General features: G+C 55.7%; 9 protein-coding genes, 3 tRNA genes, 3 rRNA genes and 4 pseudogenes. 12 read left to right on the forward strand and 7 right to left on the reverse strand.

Annotation, left to right across the window (positions count from 1 at the left end):
- Positions 1 to 213 precede the first annotated feature (213 nt).
- Positions 214 to 453: pseudogene (locus QPJ95_RS17990) on the forward strand (IS6 family transposase); the annotation flags it as partial.
- Positions 454 to 530: 77 nt separating this feature from the next.
- Here the strand turns inward: QPJ95_RS17990 and QPJ95_RS17995 are convergent.
- Positions 531 to 1,658, reverse strand: a pseudogene (locus QPJ95_RS17995) (IS3 family transposase).
- A gap of 41 nt (positions 1,659 to 1,699) precedes the next feature.
- On the opposite strand from QPJ95_RS17995, the pseudogene QPJ95_RS24480 reads away from it, so the two are divergent.
- The 7 genes and pseudogenes from QPJ95_RS24480 to QPJ95_RS18030 all read left to right on the forward strand — a co-directional run.
- A pseudogene (locus QPJ95_RS24480) lies at positions 1,700 to 2,057 on the forward strand (hypothetical protein); the annotation flags it as partial.
- Between the two features lie 1,189 nt (positions 2,058 to 3,246).
- Positions 3,247 to 4,713 (forward strand): 16S ribosomal RNA (locus QPJ95_RS18005).
- 267 nt (positions 4,714 to 4,980) lie between these two features.
- Positions 4,981 to 5,057 (forward strand) — tRNA-Ile (locus QPJ95_RS18010).
- Positions 5,058 to 5,258: 201 nt separating this feature from the next.
- A tRNA-Ala gene (locus QPJ95_RS18015) sits at positions 5,259 to 5,334 on the forward strand.
- Between the two features lie 442 nt (positions 5,335 to 5,776).
- Positions 5,777 to 8,673 (forward strand): 23S ribosomal RNA (locus QPJ95_RS18020).
- Between the two features lie 273 nt (positions 8,674 to 8,946).
- A 5S ribosomal RNA gene (gene rrf / locus QPJ95_RS18025) occupies positions 8,947 to 9,061 on the forward strand.
- The 16S, 23S and 5S rRNA genes sit together here with 3 tRNA genes alongside, the layout of an rRNA operon.
- A gap of 136 nt (positions 9,062 to 9,197) precedes the next feature.
- Positions 9,198 to 9,274: transfer RNA gene (locus tag QPJ95_RS18030), tRNA-Met, on the forward strand.
- A gap of 231 nt (positions 9,275 to 9,505) precedes the next feature.
- On the opposite strand, the pseudogene QPJ95_RS18035 reads toward QPJ95_RS18030, so the two are convergent.
- Positions 9,506 to 10,225: pseudogene (locus tag QPJ95_RS18035) on the reverse strand (IS3 family transposase); the annotation flags it as partial.
- 31 nt (positions 10,226 to 10,256) lie between these two features.
- A protein-coding gene (locus QPJ95_RS18040) for an IS3 family transposase (RefSeq protein ID WP_390922366.1) occupies positions 10,257 to 11,386 on the reverse strand; the annotation gives its coding sequence in 2 pieces (ribosomal slippage) (positions 10,257 to 11,143 and positions 11,143 to 11,386; 1,131 coding nt in all).
- 397 nt (positions 11,387 to 11,783) lie between these two features.
- Between QPJ95_RS18040 and QPJ95_RS18045 the strand changes: the two genes are divergently transcribed.
- The 3 genes from QPJ95_RS18045 to mmsB are packed head-to-tail and all read left to right on the forward strand — an operon-like array spanning position 11,784 to position 14,858.
- Positions 11,784 to 12,929, forward strand: a complete 1,146-nt coding sequence (locus QPJ95_RS18045; protein ID WP_270920705.1) for an acyl-CoA dehydrogenase family protein — start codon at positions 11,784 to 11,786, stop codon at positions 12,927 to 12,929.
- Between the two features lie 12 nt (positions 12,930 to 12,941).
- Positions 12,942 to 13,982, forward strand: a complete 1,041-nt coding sequence (locus QPJ95_RS18050; protein WP_270920704.1) for an enoyl-CoA hydratase/isomerase family protein — start codon at positions 12,942 to 12,944, stop codon at positions 13,980 to 13,982.
- Between the two features lie 3 nt (positions 13,983 to 13,985).
- Entirely contained in the window at positions 13,986 to 14,858 is an 873-nt protein-coding gene (gene mmsB / locus QPJ95_RS18055; RefSeq protein ID WP_270920703.1) for a 3-hydroxyisobutyrate dehydrogenase, read from the forward strand.
- 44 nt (positions 14,859 to 14,902) lie between these two features.
- Here mmsB and QPJ95_RS18060 read toward each other — a convergent pair whose 3' ends face one another.
- Positions 14,903 to 15,958, reverse strand: a complete 1,056-nt coding sequence (locus QPJ95_RS18060) for an ornithine cyclodeaminase (protein ID WP_270920702.1) — start codon at positions 15,956 to 15,958, stop codon at positions 14,903 to 14,905.
- Positions 15,955 to 16,881: an arginase gene (rocF, locus tag QPJ95_RS18065; RefSeq protein WP_270920707.1), complete on the reverse strand. Its 927-nt coding sequence runs from the start codon at positions 16,879 to 16,881 to the stop codon at positions 15,955 to 15,957. The genes QPJ95_RS18060 and rocF overlap by 4 nt, the downstream gene beginning before the upstream one ends.
- A 116-nt stretch (positions 16,882 to 16,997) precedes the next feature.
- Here rocF and QPJ95_RS18070 point away from each other — a divergent pair, with 116 nt between their 5' ends.
- The gene (locus tag QPJ95_RS18070; protein ID WP_270920701.1) at positions 16,998 to 17,423 is read left to right on the forward strand and encodes an Lrp/AsnC family transcriptional regulator; all 426 of its coding nucleotides are present in this window, start codon (positions 16,998 to 17,000) and stop codon (positions 17,421 to 17,423) included.
- 34 nt (positions 17,424 to 17,457) lie between these two features.
- On the opposite strand, the gene QPJ95_RS18075 is transcribed toward QPJ95_RS18070, so the two are convergent.
- The gene (locus QPJ95_RS18075; protein WP_270920700.1) at positions 17,458 to 17,916 is read right to left on the reverse strand and encodes a disulfide bond formation protein B; all 459 of its coding nucleotides are present in this window, start codon (positions 17,914 to 17,916) and stop codon (positions 17,458 to 17,460) included.
- Between the two features lie 3 nt (positions 17,917 to 17,919).
- Complete coding sequence (locus QPJ95_RS18080) at positions 17,920 to 18,498, reverse strand: YqaA family protein (protein WP_270920699.1); 579 nt, start codon at positions 18,496 to 18,498, stop codon at positions 17,920 to 17,922.
- Positions 18,499 to 18,736: the final 238 nt, after the last annotated feature.

The raw sequence follows: 18,736 nt of genomic DNA on the forward strand, positions 1-18,736 counted from the left end.
GGTCAGTTGGTGTGGGAGAACATGTTGCCGGGCAGTATCAGAGCGGTTTTCCTAGAGCCGGGCAGGGCAGTTTCGTAGCGTTCGACCATGACAAATGACACCTCATTTCACGGTCTTGTCAGAGGAAACTCAGTTGTGAAGGGCAGGGCGGCGATTTGGCTTCTTGGCATGACCAAACACAGCCCAATTTGATATTTCAAGACCAGTGCCAATATCATCTGGCTTGCGGTAATGATGTACGTTCGGTTGCCACTGTCGCTCCGGAATGTGGAGGATCTGCGGCACGAGCGCGGCATCGACCTCAGCCACGAAACGGGCCGTTTCTGGTGGAATCGCTTGGGGCCGTTGTTCGCCGCGGAGATCCGAAGAAAACGTATCCGGAAGATGCGCGCCCATTCCAACTGGCAATGTCACCTGGACCAGGTTTTGGTGAAAATCAACGGTGAAACCCACATTTCATCGTGACCGATCTGCTGCGGTCTTACGGCGCCATGGACCTGTCCCGCTTTCGTTCCGCCCCTTGTGCTCATTTAGGCGGCGATCTTTTCAAAAGCCAAGGGACTTTTCCAGCCTAATGCCGAGTGTCTCCGGCGGGGATTATAGAACCCATTAATGTACTCGAAGATGGCGATCTCAGCAGCCCTGCGGGTTTGCCAAGAGTGCCGCCAGATCAATTCCGCTTTGATGGTTTTGAAGAAGGTTTCCATTGCGGCGTTATCATAGCAATTACCCTTGCCGCTCATGGATACCTTGAAGCCATACCGGCGCAGGATTTTCTGGTAATCCTGCGCCGGTATGGCTGCCCCTATCAGAATGATGGATGCATCCTTTGGGCGGCCTGCGCAGGGCTATGGCCATGTTCAGCGCCCGTATGGCCAGATCGCGCTTCATCCGGTTGCTGACAGCCCAACCGACCACGCGCCTGGAGTACAGGTCCAGAACCACGGCCAGATAGAGCCAGCCCTCGCGGGTCCAGATGTGGCTGATATCAACAACCCATTTTTGATTGGGTCGATCTGCTGAGAAGTTCCGGTTCAGCAGGTTTGGCGTGATGTTGAACTTGTGATTGCTGTCCGTTGTGGCCTTGTACTTACGGGTTCTGACAACAGATATGCCGTTCTGGCGCATCAATCGGCCGACACGGCGGTGACCAATATCCAGACCAAGCTCTTTCAGTTCTTCGACCATTCTCGGTCGGCCGTAGCTCTGCAAACTCAGGCGGTGCTGCTCCCGGATGTGGGCCAACAGAACCATATCCCCACGTTGACGCTGGCAGGCAGGGCGTTTGCGCCAGGCTCGGTAGCCACGTGGGGTGACATCCACAATCCGGCAAAGTCGCTCTGTGGGAATGCTATTGCGGTGCTTTTCAACAAATGAAAACCTCATTTGCTTTGGTCCGCAAAGAAGATTGTTGCTTTTTTTAGCAGCTCCCTCTCCTCACGTAGAAGGCGGTTTTCCCGGCGAAGGCGCTCGTTCTCATTGGCCAGTTCCTGATCCTCTTTCGAAACAACGTCCGCGTCACGATAGGTTCCGATCCACTTGCACAGGGTGGACATACCAACCCCAAGATCGGAGGACGCCTGTCGGCGGGTCAGCCCGCTGGTCAGTGCGATCCGCACTGCGTCGCGTTTGAATTCTTCGGATGGTCGTGGTGCCATGGTGTATCTCCTTTGGGGCAGAATATGCTCTCAAAGGGGCGGAACAATACCGTGACAGGTCCACCACGATGAAGGTCATCGGCACTGCTGACCGACAAGAAACCGGGTGTTGGCTGAACAATCGGGCTGAGAATTCCCAGCCACAGCCGGACAGTGGTTTGTTAGCAAGCCACGAGACGGGGCCGGGTCGACGCCGAGAACGAGCCATGCTGCGCGTCCACCGTTTGCGAAATCTGCAGAAACCCGTCTCGGTCCACGCCTCGGTCTGCAATCACTTCAATCGCTGCCCGACAGGGTATGTTTACATACCTGAGAGGGCTGGAATGTCACCTATATTCACGCTACAATTCCAACAGCACCACCGCTCTCGCTGAGTGGCGCCAATTTGGCGCGGCATAATGGACAGTCATGTTGTCCCTGCAACGGTCCGTTCGACTTGGTTTGACAGTACCGCCATTTCACCCAAAAACCCCCTATTTATATGGGTTACCAGAGTCGATGTGCCCCCAAATGTGCATCTCTACTTTAAGGCGGATATTGGCGGTAGGCTCTGGAGCTATGCTGGTTGCCTGTGTCCAGATAAGTTCCTCGTGGTGTAGATCATAAAGCCAAATCACTGAGTTCGGCACCAAGTTAATCTGTCTCCAGTGGTCACCAACCTCAAGCTTTGCAAAATGAGTAAAGTGTTGAGGCCACCTGTTGAGGCCACCAAAAGAAGTCAGCCAAATTCCAGCGCGCGGCGACAATGCAGTCTGTTGTCCCTGGCACGCTGGTATTTGTACTGTCAGCCGAAGGGCGACTGCCCCGAGACCCTGTCTTTGCCGAGACCCTGTGTCCCATGACCACCATCCATTGCCCGGCAGACGCATGCAAAGCATGCCGCCGTGAGGGGGCAAACAGGTCCTGGAAGCGCCATGGTATATTTGCACATCTCCGATGCGCCAACAGCGCTTTCTCACCTTTGCACCCTATTCGAACCTGCGGGCGCTGACATCATTCAGGTCTATATGGTTGATCCGGGGGCTGTGGTTTGGCGGGTCTGCTGGTTTTGTGCTGGGATAATGGGGCAGGGGGCGGCTTTATCTTGGCGTAAGGTGTTGTTTTTGCGAGGTTTGTCCGCTTTCTTTAAGGAAACTTTCGATTTGTGTAATTTAGCTGTTGCGGGCTGGGTGCGATAACCCTAGAACCCCCCTACCGGCGGCGCAGATGTGCTACCGGGGACGCTTCGGAGAGACGGGGGATGGAGATTGGGGTTGAAGCGGGCGTGCTGAGAGATTGGCGCATCGGTTTGATTTTGGTCTCTGGGGCTTACGAGCCTAGGACCTTTGGTCTGTTGCTCTTTGAAAATTTATATATCTGAAGAGATATGTGGGCGGTTTGGTTCATTCGATGGATCAACCTGTGCATATATCAACGCTGGTAGGGTCGTATATGCATACGAACCGATGACCAGTGTCAGCTTCACTGTTTGGAGGGTTTCGGTTTCTTTTGAAACTGAAGCACAACCAAACGGTTAAACTGTCCCATTTGAACAATGGGACGATATGTGCAGAGGTTCGACGTCAAGGACACGATCGCAAGATCGTTTCAACTTGAGAGTTTGATCCTGGCTCAGAACGAACGCTGGCGGCAGGCCTAACACATGCAAGTCGAGCGCAATCCTTCGGGATCGAGCGGCGGACGGGTTAGTAACGCGTGGGAATGTACCCTTCTCTACGGAATAGCCTCGGGAAACTGAGAGTAATACCGTATACGCCCTTTTGGGGAAAGATTTATCGGAGAAGGATCAGCCCGCGTAAGATTAGATAGTTGGTGGGGTAATGGCCTACCAAGTCTACGATCTTTAGCTGGTTTTAGAGGATGATCAGCAACACTGGGACTGAGACACGGCCCAGACTCCTACGGGAGGCAGCAGTGGGGAATCTTGGACAATGGGCGCAAGCCTGATCCAGCCATGCCGCGTGTGTGATGAAGGCCTTAGGGTCGTAAAGCACTTTCGCTAGAGATGATAATGACAGTATCTAGTAAAGAAGTCCCGGCTAACTCCGTGCCAGCAGCCGCGGTAATACGGAGGGGACTAGCGTTGTTCGGAATTACTGGGCGTAAAGCGTACGTAGGCGGATCAGAAAGTATGGGGTGAAATCCCAGGGCTCAACCCTGGAACTGCCTCATAAACTCCTGGTCTAGAGTTCGAGAGAGGTGAGTGGAATTCCGAGTGTAGAGGTGAAATTCGTAGATATTCGGAGGAACACCAGTGGCGAAGGCGGCTCACTGGCTCGATACTGACGCTGAGGTACGAAAGTGTGGGGAGCAAACAGGATTAGATACCCTGGTAGTCCACACCGTAAACGATGAATGCCAGTCGTCGGGTAGCATGCTATTCGGTGACACACCTAACGGATTAAGCATTCCGCCTGGGGAGTACGGTCGCAAGATTAAAACTCAAAGGAATTGACGGGGGCCCGCACAAGCGGTGGAGCATGTGGTTTAATTCGAAGCAACGCGCAGAACCTTACCAACCCTTGACATCCTATGACAACTCCAGAGATGGAGCCTTCCTTCGGGACATAGTGACAGGTGCTGCATGGCTGTCGTCAGCTCGTGTCGTGAGATGTTCGGTTAAGTCCGGCAACGAGCGCAACCCACATCTTTAGTTGCCAGCAGGTTAAGCTGGGCACTCTAGAGAAACTGCCCGTGATAAGCGGGAGGAAGGTGTGGATGACGTCAAGTCCTCATGGCCCTTACGGGTTGGGCTACACACGTGCTACAATGGCAGTGACAATGGGTTAATCCCAAAAAACTGTCTCAGTTCGGATTGGGGTCTGCAACTCGACCCCATGAAGTCGGAATCGCTAGTAATCGCGTAACAGCATGACGCGGTGAATACGTTCCCGGGCCTTGTACACACCGCCCGTCACACCATGGGAGTTGGGTCTACCCGAAGGCCGTGCGCCAACCTGGCAACAGGAGGCAGCGGACCACGGTGGGTTCAGCGACTGGGGTGAAGTCGTAACAAGGTAGCCGTAGGGGAACCTGCGGCTGGATCACCTCCTTTCTAAGGATGTTTCTAGCCAGATCAGCTTGCTGATCTCGTGAAACACTTAGCAGATCTCCGCTTCTCACGAAGCGGCGCCCGAAATGGGTGTATGATCATAGAGACGCAAGTCTCAGTTTGGGATCGCAAGATCTCAGACAGAGCCAGGCCGTCCTCATATCTCTTCAGAAACACGCGGCAGCAGCCGTTATCGGCAGCTGTTCGGTGACATAACCACTGAGTGCTGCTCGCACACTGGTTTTGTTTTGCTTATGCAGAATGAAAATCGGGTCGGTAGCTCAGGTGGTTAGAGCGCACGCCTGATAAGCGTGAGGTCGGAGGTTCAAGTCCTCCTCGACCCACCACCCCACTTTCCGCTTCGCGGACAAGTGGGAATAACAGGTCCTCTTGGTGACAAGCGACAGGGTAGTCTACGCAGTGGACTGTCCCGACAGCGGGTCTCAGGATTACACCCTGCCTCGCAGAACATGACTGAGTGCTTCTCGCAGACTTTCCCTGAAAGTCGGCTGCCAGCACGCCCAGTCAATTTGCGGCGCAAATTAACTGGGGCCTTAGCTCAGCTGGGAGAGCGCCTGATTTGCATTCAGGAGGTCAGGAGTTCGATCCTCCTAGGCTCCACCAATTTACTTTGATTAGATCTTCAAGCATTCCTTTGAATGTTTGAACGTCCAATCGGACGTGGCTTCGCAAGAAGCCTTGACATCGTTTAGAGAGATATAATCAACAATACTGTTGGTCGCCCGAGTAAGGGAGAGACCTCAGATTGGTGCTGATCTTCCCTTCGGGGGCGTGATGCAAGCCTGTACGACATCTGTTTCCTCGGATGTTTATGGGTATGCCGGACTGAAACGACGGTGTTGTCCAAGTCAAGTAAACTAACCCGAGTACGTTCTTCAGTCACCTCCCGCACGGATGGTGATTGCATACGGGACGTGCTCAAATTGTTCGCATCATTACTATGGTGCGAGCGGGAAAGTATGCTTTTGATATCAGAGATATATGGGAACAGTTTCTTACCAGCTTCTGTTCTCTGATTGACGCAAGTCTTTCTATTTCTGGATCAAATCAAGCGCGAAAAGGGCGTTTGGTGAATGCCTTGGCAGTAAGAGGCGATGAAAGACGTGATACTCTGCGATAAGTCATGGGGAGCTGAGAATAAGCTTTGATCCATGAATTTCTGAATGGGGCAACCCACCTGATACTTTCTTATTTATACTACTTTGTTGAGACTACGAAAGGGTTCGCCCTCAAGTAGCGCTCCGCGCGGTAGGGCAAAATAAGTTGGTAAACCAGGTATTTTTAACCTGAATACATAGGGTTAAAAAGGCAAACCCGGGGAACTGAAACATCTAAGTACCCGGAGGAAAGGAAATCAATATGATACTCCCCTAGTAGCGGCGAGCGAACGGGGACCAGCCGAGCCAGATGAGTGAGAAGAACATGTTGGGAAGCATGACCATAGCGGGTGATAGTCCCGTATTCTAAGCTCTGATGGACGTATTAAGTAGGGCGGAACACGTGAAATTCTGTCTGAAGATCGGAGGACCACCTTCGAAGGCTAAGTACTCCTTACTGACCGATAGTGAACCAGTACCGTGAGGGAAAGGTGAAAAGCACCCCGACGAGGGGAGTGAAACAGTACCTGAAACCGAACGCCTACAATCAGTTGGAGGGCCCCAATGATCTTCGGATCCGGAGGCCTGACAGCGTACCTTTTGTATAATGGGTCATCGACTTGGTCTCACAAGCAAGCTTAAGCCGTTAGGTGTAGGCGCAGCGAAAGCGAGTCTTAATAGGGCGCATGAGTTTGTGGGATCAGACCCGAAACCGAGTGATCTTGGCATGGCCAGGTTGAAGGTGCAGTAACATGCACTGGAGGACCGAACCCACATCTGTTGAAAAAGATCGGGATGAGCTGTGCCAAGGGGTGAAAGGCCAATCAAACTCGGAGATAGCTGGTTCTCTGCGAAATCTATTTAGGTAGAGCGTCATCCGAATACCCTCGGGGGTAGAGCACTGGATGGGCAATGGGGGCATACAGCCTTACTGACCCTAACCAAACTCCGAATACCGAGGAGTACTAGATGGCAGACACACTGCGGATGCTAACGTCCGTAGTGAAGAGGGAAACAACCCTGACCTCCGGCTAAGGCCCCTAATTCATGGCTAAGTGGGAAAGCAGGTGGGACGACCAAAACAACCAGGAGGTTGGCTTAGAAGCAGCCATCCTTTAAAGATAGCGTAACAGCTCACTGGTCTAAATAAGTTGTCCTGCGGCGAAGATGTAACGGGGCTCAAGCCATGAGCCGAAGCCGAGGATGCACGTAAGTGCATGGTAGCAGAGCGTAGTGTGACATAGATCCTATCCTCTTTAGTGTCCTTCGGGGCATTTTGGAGGACCGGATCTTTCGATGAAGCCGGGGCGTAAGCCATCCGGTGGAGAGATCACTAGTGAGAATGATGACATGAGTAGCGACAAAGAGTGTGAGAGACACTCTCGCCGAAAATCCAAGGGTTCCTGCTTAAAGCTAATCTGAGCAGGGTAAGCCGACCCCTAAGGCGAGGCCGAAAGGCGTAGTCGATGGGAACCAGGTTAATATTCCTGGGCCAGGAAGTGGTGACGGATCTCAGAGGTAGTTCATCCTTATCGGATTGAATGGGCTGCTGAGAGGTCCCTGGAAATAGCCCTTCCATGAGATCGTACCCTAAACCGACACAGGTGGATAGGTAGAGAATACCAAGGCGCTTGAGAGAACTATGTTGAAGGAACTCGGCAAAATACCTCCGTAAGTTCGCGAGAAGGAGGCCCGGTTTCTACGCAAGTGGAAGCTGGGGGCACAAACCAGGGGGTGGCGACTGTTTATTAAAAACACAGGGCTCTGCGAAGTCGTAAGACGACGTATAGGGTCTGACGCCTGCCCGGTGCCTGAAGGTTAAAAGGAGGGGTGAGAGCTCTGAATTGAAGCCCAGGTAAACGGCGGCCGTAACTATAACGGTCCTAAGGTAGCGAAATTCCTTGTCGGGTAAGTTCCGACCTGCACGAATGGCGTAACGACTTCCCCGCTGTCTCCAACATAGACTCAGCGAAATTGAATTGCCTGTCAAGATGCAGGCTTCCCGCGGTTAGACGGAAAGACCCCGTGCACCTTTACTACAGCTTCACATTGGCATTAGGCCGAGCATGTGCAGGATAGGTGGTGGGCTTCGAAACCAAAACGCTAGTTTTGGTGGAGCCTCCCTTGAGATACCACCCTTGCTCTGCTTGATGTCTAACCGCGGTCCGTTATCCGGATCCGGGACCCTGTGTGGCGGGTAGTTTGACTGGGGCGGTCGCCTCCTAAAGCGTAACGGAGGCGCGCGAAGGTTGGCTCAGACCGGTCGGAAATCGGTCGTTGAGTGCAATGGCAGAAGCCAGCCTGACTGCGAGACTGACAAGTCGAGCAGAGACGAAAGTCGGTCATAGTGATCCGGTGGTCCCGAGTGGAAGGGCCATCGCTCAACGGATAAAAGGTACGCCGGGGATAACAGGCTGATACTGCCCAAGAGTCCATATCGACGGCAGTGTTTGGCACCTCGATGTCGGCTCATCTCATCCTGGGGCTGGAGCAGGTCCCAAGGGTACGGCTGTTCGCCGTTTAAAGAGGTACGTGAGCTGGGTTTAGAACGTCGTGAGACAGTTCGGTCCCTATCTGCCGTGGGTGTAGGATACTTGAGAGGAGTTGCCCCTAGTACGAGAGGACCGGGGTGAACGAACCACTGGTGGACCAGTTGTCGTGCCAACGGCAGTGCTGGGTAGCTATGTTCGGACAGGATAACCGCTGAAGGCATCTAAGCGGGAAGCCCCCCTCAAAACAAGGTATCCCTGAGGGCCGAGGTAGACCACCTCGTCGATAGGCCAGAGATGTAAGCGTGGTAACACGTTCAGTTGACTGGTACTAATTGCCCGATAGGCTTGATTTGATCCAGTAATAGACAGACTGTTAGCAATAACAAAAACTCTGTGAACGACAATCAAAGCATACATTCCAACCGTGTCTTAAGGTCGCCATAACTGGCGGCAAGACACGTATCAGACTATACAAGACTTGGACAAAACGGAGTGACTTGCCGTCGGCAAACACTCCGGAGTTGATGCAGGAACGCGCCTTTGCTTCGCAAAGACACTGTCTCCTGCTCGGCGCGCTTGCTCTGCAAGCTCGCCGTATATCTCTCCAAAGCGGGGATTTTCCTCGGTTTGGTGGTCATAGCGCAAGTGAAACACCCGGTCCCATCCCGAACCCGGAAGTTAAGCACTGTTGCGCCGATGGTACTGCATCTTAAGGTGTGGGAGAGTAGGGCACCGCCAAACCTAGAAAAATCCCCAACGATAACAAACAATACCTTCAGAACAAACCATCGTCCTGAAGCACCACAGTCTCGCCGCACATCGCAAGAGAGACTGACCTGGGCTCAAGCAGCGTAAGCGGTAGCCCAAACAAAACTGTCGCGGGATGGAGCAGCCCGGTAGCTCGTCAGGCTCATAACCTGAAGGTCGTAGGTTCAAATCCTACTCCCGCAACCAATATAACACAGACAAATTACAACACGTTACACCCCGCTTCGGCGGGGTTGTTTGCGTTTAGGTTTCGCGTGTGGAAGCATGCGGAGCCAGTTCGAAGCGTGGCTACCGTGCAACAGGTGCAAACAGGCGGGTAAGGGGTTAACGGCCCATCAGCGGCCATTCGTGCCAATCACGTCTAACGGCAGCTCCCAGGGTAATCCCCCCATTTTTAACAGGGGGCGGTCGTAGAATTTACGCGGCCATTTTCAGTTTCATTGCGGGTGTGATGCCGCCGAGGCCCATATTCGGGCGGTCATTATTGTAAGTCCATAGCCATTGTGTGGCAAAGTCCTGTGCCTCCTCTATGTTTTCGATGATATGTTGGTCCAACCATTCATGCCTGACGGTGCGATTATAGCGCTCGATGTAAGCGTTCTGCTGCGGCTTTCCGGGTTGAATGTACTGGATGATAATACCTTGTTTCTCAGCCCATTCCAGCAGCTTACCACTGATGTACTCCGGCCCATTATCGACCCGAATGGTTCCTGGTTTCCCACGCCATTCAATGATCCGATTAAGGCTGCGAATAACCCGTTCGGCTGGCAAAGAAAAATCGACCTCGATGCCCAAACCCTCGCGGTTAAAATCATCCAGCACGTTCAAGAGCCGAAACGCCCGACCATCCCCGAGGCGATCCGCCATGAAGTCCATCGACCAGGTCATGTTCGGGGCGTCCGGCACTGCCAGCGCATCGGGTTTGTCCCGCTTTAACCGTTTCCGAGGTTTGATCCGCAAGTTCAGTTCCAGTTCGCAGTAAATCCGGTAAACCCTTTTGTGGTTCCACGAATGACCTTGCACGTTACGTAGATGCAGGAAACATGGCCCAAACCCCCAAGTCTTCCGTGCGGCCGTCAGCCCAACCAGCAGATCGGTAATCTCTTCGTTCTCATCGCTCAAGAGCGGGCTGGACCTGTCCCGCTTTCGTTCCGCCCCTTGTGCTCATTTAGGCGGCGATCTTTTCAAAAGCCAAGGGACTTTTCCAGCCTAATGCCGAGTGTCTCCGGCGGGGATTATAGAACCCATTAATGTACTCGAAGATGGCGATCTCAGCAGCCCTGCGGGTTTGCCAAGAGTGCCGCCAGATCAATTCCGCTTTGATGGTTTTGAAGAAGGTTTCCATTGCGGCGTTATCATAGCAATTACCCTTGCCGCTCATGGATACCTTGAAGCCATACCGGCGCAGGATTTTCTGGTAATCCTGCGAGCAATATTGGCTGCCCCTATCAGAATGATGGATGCATCCTTTGGGCGGCCTGCGCAGGGTTATGGCCATGTTCAGCGCCCGTATGGCCAGATCGCGCTTCATCCGGTTGCTGACAGCCCAACCGACCACGCGCCTGGAGTACAGGTCCAGAACCACGGCCAGATAGAGCCAGCCCTCGCGGGTCCAGATGTAGCTGATATCAACAACCCATTTTTGATTGGGTCGATCTGCTGAGAAGTTCCGGTTCAGCAGGTTTGGCGTGATGTTGAACTTGTGATTGCTGTCCGTTGTGGCCTTGTACTTACGGGTTCTGACAACAGATATGCCGTTCTGGCGCATCAATCGGCCGACACGGCGGTGACCAATATCCAGACCAAGCTCTTTCAGTTCTTCGACCATTCTCGGTCGGCCGTAGCTCTGCAAACTCAGGCGGTGCTGCTCCCGGATGTGGGCCAACAGAACCATATCCCCACGTTGACGCTGGCAGGCAGGGCGTTTGCGCCAGGCTCGGTAGCCACGTGGGGTGACATCCACAATCCGGCAAAGTCGCTCTGTGGGAATGCTATTGCGGTGCTTTTCAACAAATGAAAACCTCATTTGCTTTGGTCCGCAAAGAAGATTGTTGCTTTTTTTAGCAGCTCCCTCTCCTCACGTAGAAGGCGGTTTTCCCGGCGAAGGCGCTCGTTCTCATTGGCCAGTTCCTGATCCTCTTTCGAAACAACGTCCGCGTCACGATAGGTTCTGATCCACTTGCACAGGGTGGACATACCAACCCCAAGATCGGAGGACGCCTGTCGGCGGGTCAGCCCGCTGGTCAGTGCGATCCGCACTGCGTCGCGTTTGAATTCTTCGGATGGTCGTGGTGCCATGGTGTATCTCCTTTGGGGCAGAATATGCTCTCAAAGGGGCGGAACAATACCGTGACAGGTCCAGGGGTGGCCCGCTTGATATCTTTGACGATCTTCTCGCCAGGGCTTTTGCCTGTTCCAGTTGTATGTCTCATGTTCCACTCCTCAGTGGTTACGATGAGCCAGAAACACTCTCTTATCAAATAACGCTATTTGGACCCATAGGCGCTGACGTCAGACACTGCAGGTATCTCTGTCGAACAACACTGGTATCTCTGTAGAGCAACAACAACAAACAGCCTGCTGGTTCGACCTGCGCCGTTGAAAGATTCTTGCAAGGATTAGGAAATAAACAGTTGTTCAATTCCCGCCGGCAGGCGTTATAATATCTGCAATCAGATCAACTGGAGGTCCCGAGATGGATTTTGCACCAACCGAGGAACAGATCGCCATTTTCGACATGGCCTTTGCATTTGGACAAGAGCAGATTGCCCCGCATGCCCAGCAATGGGAAGCCGAGGGGACCATGCCACGGGCACTGTGGCCGCAGATCGGCGAGCTGGGGTTTGGCGGGCTCTATGTTTCTGATGAATATGGCGGATCTGGTCTGTCGCGGCTGGATGCGACGCTGGTGTTTGAGGCGCTGGCGATGGCCTGCCCCGCCGTGGGGTCGTTTTTGTCGATCCACAATATGTGCGGTGGCATGATCGACAAGTTTGGATCAAACGAGACCAAGCAGAAATGGTTGCCGGATCTGTGCTCGATGTCCAAGGTGTTCTCGTACTGTCTGACCGAACCGGGATCGGGGTCTGACGCCGCTGCGCTAAGGACACGGGCTGAGAAGACCAGCACCGGCTACATCCTGAACGGAACCAAGGCGTTCATTTCCGGCGGCGGCTATTCCGATGCCTATCTCTGCATGGTGCGCAGTGGCGAGGACGGCCCCAAGGGGATCTCGGCCGTGATGGTCGAGGCCGGCGCCGATGGGTTGTCGTTTGGCGCGCTTGAGGCCAAAATGGGCTGGAAGGCGCAACCTACCACGCAGGTGCAATTTGATGACTGCAAAATCCCTGCCGACAATCTGATCGGGGTTGAGGGCAAGGGATTCTCTTATGCGATGGCTGGCTTGGATGGTGGTCGGTTGAACATCTCGGCCGGCGCCCTTGGCGGCGCCCAGCAGGCGCTGAACCTGACGCTGAAATATATGTCCGAACGCAAGGCCTTTGGCAAAAGCATCGACCAGTTCCAGGGATTGCAGTTCCGGCTGGCTGAATTTGAGACCAAATTGCAGGCCTCGCGGATCTTTTTGCGGCAGGCAGCCTGGAAGCTAGACACCGGCGCGCCGGACGCCAGCAAGTTCTGCGCCATGGCCAAGCTGATGGTCACCGACGTGGCCTTTGAGGTGGCCAATGGCTGTTTGCAGCTGCACGGCGGTTATGGCTATCTGGCGGATTATGGCATCGAGAAAATCGTCCGTGATCTGCGGGTGCATCAGATCCTTGAGGGCACCAATGAAATCATGCGAGTGATCGTGGCGCGGCACCTGCTGGCCGAAAATCACTAGGGACCCAAATATATGAGTGACATCAATATCCGCATCTCGGGCAAGGCGGGCCGTATTACCCTGACCAGACCTGATGCTCTGAACGCGCTGACCTATGATATGTGCATGGCGATTGACGCCGCGCTGGTGGCATGGGCCAGCGATGACCGGGTTCAGGTGGTTGTGCTGGACGCCGAGGGTGACAAGGCGTTCTGCGCCGGTGGCGACATTGCCGAAATGTATCGCACCGGCAGCAGTGGCGACTATGAATTTGGTCGCAAGTTCTGGCGCGACGAATACCGGATGAACGCCAGGATTTTTGAATACCCCAAGCCGGTGGTCAGTTTTCTGCAAGGCTTTACCATGGGCGGCGGGGTTGGCATCGGCTGCCACGGCACCCAACGTATTGTCGGCGAGAGCAGCCAGATCTCGATGCCTGAGGTGGCGATCGGTCTGGTGCCGGATGTGGGCGGCACCCTGTTGCTGGCGCTGGCACCGGAGCGGCTGGGCGAATACCTTGGCGTCACCAACAGCCGCATGGGCGCTGATGATGCGATTTTGGCGGGGTTTGCCGATCTTTACATAGCGCAGAGCGAATGGCCCGGATTGATCGCCGCGTTAGAGACCGACGGCGATCCGATCTGCCTGCAGGCGGCCTCCAGTACACCCGAGCCCGGGAAGCTGCGCGATATGCAGGACGACATAAACCGCCACTTTGGCGGCGAAACGCTGGCCGACATTCTGACCAGCCTGCGGGGCGAGGATAGCGATTTCGCCACGGCCACGCTCAAATCCATGGGTCGCAATGCGCCGTTGTCTATGGCCTGTACGGTGGAGATGCTGCACCGGCTGCGGGGGTCTATGCTGACGCTGCGCCGGGCCTTGGAGATGGAGTACCGGTTCACCCACCGCGCCATGGAAAATGCGGATTTTCTGGAAGGCATTCGGGCCCTGATCATCGACAAGGACCGCAATCCGAGTTGGAAATTTGCGGATATGAACGTTCCCGCCAGTGCCGTCAGCCAGATGCTGATGCCACTGCGCGGCGAGGCACTTACATTTGAGGAGGGTTAACCCATGAAGATCGGATTTATTGGCCTAGGCAATATGGGCGGCCCGATGGCGGCCAATCTGGCCAAGGCAGGCCATCAGGTTACTGGCTTTGATATGGCGGATGTGGCGATCGACGGCGTCTCGATGGTGGCGTCCGGCGCTGAGGCGGCTGCCGGGGCAGAGGTGGTGATCACCATGCTGCCCAACGGCCAGATCCTGCGGGCGGTGGCTGATCAGGTGATCCCGGTGATGGCGGCGGGCGCGGCTCTGGTGGATTGCTCCACGGTTGACGTGGATTCAGCCCGTGCGGTGGCCGGGCAGGCGGCAGAAAAGGGGCTGTTGTTCGTCGATGCGCCGGTATCCGGCGGGGTTGGCGGTGCGGCGGGCGGCACGCTGACCTTTATGGCCGGTGGCAGCGCCGAGGCCTTTGCCAAGGCTGATCCGCTGTTCGAGGTGATGGGCCAGAAGGCGGTGCATTGCGGCGAGGCTGGTGCCGGGCAATCGGCCAAGATCTGCAACAACATGATCCTTGGCGTCACCATGGTCGCCACCTGCGAGGCCTTTGCGCTGGCGGATAAACTGGGGCTGGACCGGCAGAAAATGTTTGACGTGGTCTCGACCTCATCGGGCTATAGCTGGACCATGAACGCCTATTGTCCGGCGCCGGGTGTTGGCCCGCAATCGCCGGCGGATAACGGCTACCAGCCAGGGTTTGCGGCAGAACTGATGCTGAAGGACCTGCGGCTGTCACAGCAGGCTGCTGAGAGCGCCGATGCGGATACACCGATGGGCCAGCTGGCACAGGCACTTTATGCCCAGTTTGTCGAGGATGAGGACGGGCAGGGGATGGATTTCTCGGCGATGCTGCCGCGGTTTGAAAAACGCAGCCGTAGCTAAATCATATTGGGCAGCCCGGCGACAGATGCGCCGGGCTGCTCATGTTAACGGGCGGCGCGCTGGACCATGCCAAACAGGTCGCGCGGGTCATCCGGGTCGGCCAGCATATCCAGCTCAAAGAAGAAATCGCTGCCCTTGATGTGATCGCGGACGTAGCGCAGGGCTGAGAAATCCTCGATTGCAAACCCAACGCTGTCGAACAGGGTAATCTGCTCGGCGCTGCTGCGGCCGGTTTTGGCGCCGGTTATCACCTGCCACAATTCAGTGACCGGGAAATCCTCGGGCATCTGCTGAATTTCGCCCTCAACGCGGGTCTGGGGCGGGAATTCGACAAAGACATCAGAGCGCGACAGAATGCCGGCAGCCAGTTCGGTCTTGCCGGGACAATCGCCGCCGATGGCGTTGATGTGGACACCGGCGCCAACCATGTTGTCGCTAAGGATGGTGGCGCTTTGTTTGTCGGCGGTGCAGGTGGTTAGGATCTGTGCGCCCTCAATAGCCTGTTCCGGGCTGGTGCAGATCACCACGTTCAAACCGGTGCCCGCCAGATTGGCGGCACATTTGGCGGTTGCAGCGGGATCTTTGTCGTAAAGCCGCACCGACGTGATGCCACAGATCGCCTTCATCGCCAGACTTTGGAATTCAGACTGCGCGCCATTGCCGATCATTGCCATGGTGGTGGCCCCTTTGGGGGCCAGATATTTGGCCACCATAGCCGAGGTAGCGGCAGTGCGCAGGGCGGTCAGGATTGTCATTTCGGTCAGTAGCACCGGGTAGCCGGTATAGACATCCGCCAGCAGACCAAAGGCGGTGACGGTTTGCAGCCCCTCCGAGGTGTTCTTGGGGTGGCCGTTGACATATTTGAAGCCATAAGATTCGCCATCCGAGGTAGGCATCAGCTCGATCACTCCGACATCCGAGTGGCTGGCCACCCGCGGGGTCTTGTCGAACAGTTCCCAGCGCTTAAAGTCGTCTTCGACATAGCCCGCCAGATCGCGCAGCATCTGCTCGAGCCCAACATGATGAATGAGCCGCATCATGTTGTCGACACTGACAAAAGGGACAAGGGCCTTAGCCGAGGGTTGGGTGTGTTGGGTCATTGGTAGCTCCGGGTCGGTCGGTCAAATACGCGGCGGCCAAGCGCCGAGGCGCAGAGGTCGACCATCAGATGTGCGGTGCGACCGCGTTCATCAAGGAAGGGGTTCAGCTCAACCAGATCAAGCGAGGTCATCAGGCCGGAATCATGCAACATTTCGCAAACCAGATGGGCCTCGCGGACGGTGGCACCGCCGGGCACCGTGGTGCCCACCGCCGGCGCCACCGAGGGGTCGAGGAAATCAACGTCGAGCGACACGTGCAACATGCCATTGTGACGGGCGACGTGCTCGAGAAACGCGGACAGTGGCCCGGCAATGCCGCCTTCGTCAATTTGGCGCATGTCAAAGCGGCGGATCGAGCTGGCCTCGAGCGCCAGACGTTCCGGGCTGTCCACCGAGCGCAGCCCGATCATGCAGACATTCTCCTGCGGTACCGGGTTTGCCACCGGGGGGAAGCCGTCAAAATCGGCCCGGCCGGTGAAATACCCCACCGGGGTGCCGTGCAGATTGCCGCTGTCGGTGGTGCGGGGGGTGTGGAAATCGGTGTGCGCATCCAGCCATAACACGAACTGAGGCCGACCCTTGCTGGCGGCGTAATTGGCCACCCCGGTAACCGAGCCCAGCGACAGTGAGTGATCGCCGCCCAGAAAAATCGGTAGGCCACAATCCATCGCCCGTTCGGCGGTCTCGGCCAGTTTCTGGGTCCAGCCGATCGTTTCATTGGGGGCAAACAGCGGGCCGTCTGCAGTGTCTGATTGATAAGGGGCAGGCGAGAGATTGCCGTAATCCTCGACCTGAAGGCCCAGTCCGGTCAAGGCCGAGGCCAGTCCGGCCGTGCGCAGGGCATCCGGCCCCATCAGGCAGCCAGCCCGGCGTTTGCCGCTGTCGACGGGGGCGCCGATGAGGATACAGGTTTGCGGGGTCACAACAATGGCCTCCTTGGCTTTGTCTTTGATTGGCCCCAACTAATCTCCGTTTTGTGGTGGAAGCCAGCGGTGATTTTGTGCATAAGGGCCAATGAATTGTCGAAGTGGAATGATTTATGGACAAAACGGATGAGCGCCTGGTGTCGGCCCTGCGCCATGATGCGCGGGCGTCACTGTCGGATCTGGCGTTGCAGCTGAACCTGTCGCGGACCACCGTGCGGGCGCGGATTGAGCGGCTGCAGAGCCGCGGCGACATTCTGGGCTTCACTGTGGTGGTCAAAGAGGATGTGCTGCGCGATCCGGTGCGCGGGCTGATGCTGATCGGCATCGAGGGGCGCGGGGCCAATCGGATTACCCGTCAATTGCAGGGCATTCCCGAAGTGCGGGCGATCCATTCCACCAATGGCCGCTGGGATCTGATCGTTGAACTGGGCACCGAAACGCTGGAAACGCTGGACACCGCACTGGCCAAAATCCGAACCTTTGACGGCATCGTCAGCAGCGAAACCAATCTGCTGCTATCGACCAAGAAAGAGACCTGAGGCCGCTTTGACAGGGGCATCAGGTCTGCGATGGTCAGCGGCTGCTTTTTGCCGCCGCGATCCAGAACCCAACCAGTACCAAAGACGCGATGGCATTCCACGAGGCCATCGACAGGGTGAACATCTCCCAGGGGATCTCGTCACAGCGCACCAGCGGCGCCCCCATAATCTGTTGCATCAGCTGCTCGGGCGACAGGTTTGTGATCGGCCCCGAGGTGCAGGTGGTGGGGCCTTCCCACCAGCTCCGCTCGACGCCGGAATGGTACAGGCCAATAGCCGCCGTCGCCAACGCTGCCAGCGCCCCCAGATAGGGTAATATGGCGCCGGGGATCAGCAGCGCCAGCACGCCGATACCGGCGGCGGCGACATGGGGATAGCGTTGCCAGTAACACAGTTTGCAGGGCGGCATGTCACCGATGAATTGAAAACCAAGGGCGCCCAAAAGCAGGGCTGCAGAGCCGCCGGCAGCGGCAAGAATTAGAATACGACGCATGGGTCAGAGATACCTAAGTGCAAAAAATCCACCGAACAGCAGCACGACAAAGACGGTAAAGACAAGCCCCAAACGGTTTTCAATGAAGTCACGAATTGGTGTGCCGAACTTCCAAAGCAGTGCAGCAACAAGGAAAAAACGCATTGCCCGCGCCAGTATCGCCGTCGCAACAAAGGTGCCCAGTGGCATGCTGGTCCAGCCCGACATGATGGTGATCACCTTGAAGGGGAACGGGGTGACGCCAGCGCCCAGCACCGCCCAAAAACCAAAATCGTTGAACTTGGTGTTAAAGGCCTCCATCGAGTCTCCCTTTCCCATCGCCTCCAGAATTGGCTGACCAATACTGTCGTAGAAGAAAGCGCCGATACCATAGCCCAGCAATCCGCCCAGAACCGAGGCGACAAGGGCGATCAGCGCAATCAGCCAGGCGCGTGAGGGGCGGGCCAGAATCATCGGGATCATCAGAACATCCGGCGGGATCGGGAACACCGAACTCTCAATGAAAGCCACTGCCGCCAACCACCAGAGGGCATGTGGGTGATCGGCCAGAGCCATGGTCCAGTTATAGATGCTGCGCAGCATGTGAATAGATGTCCTGTTGCCGGGTTCAAAAGGTTGAACACCGCGGGCAGGGGCAGGTCAACAAGGGCGGCAGAAAAACTGTCAAAATGTTGTACGTTGAAGGGGTTTTGTCTCTGGTAAGCTACTTCCCAATAGTTGGACAGAATTTGGCGTAAATTAAGCTACTCTCTGCCTCTGGTGCATCATTTGACTGGATCGATGCTGACAACGTGACACATGCTTTTACGGCTGCTGACAT

Source organism: Parasedimentitalea psychrophila, from assembly GCF_030285785.1.
Lineage (GTDB): Bacteria > Pseudomonadota > Alphaproteobacteria > Rhodobacterales > Rhodobacteraceae > Parasedimentitalea > Parasedimentitalea psychrophila.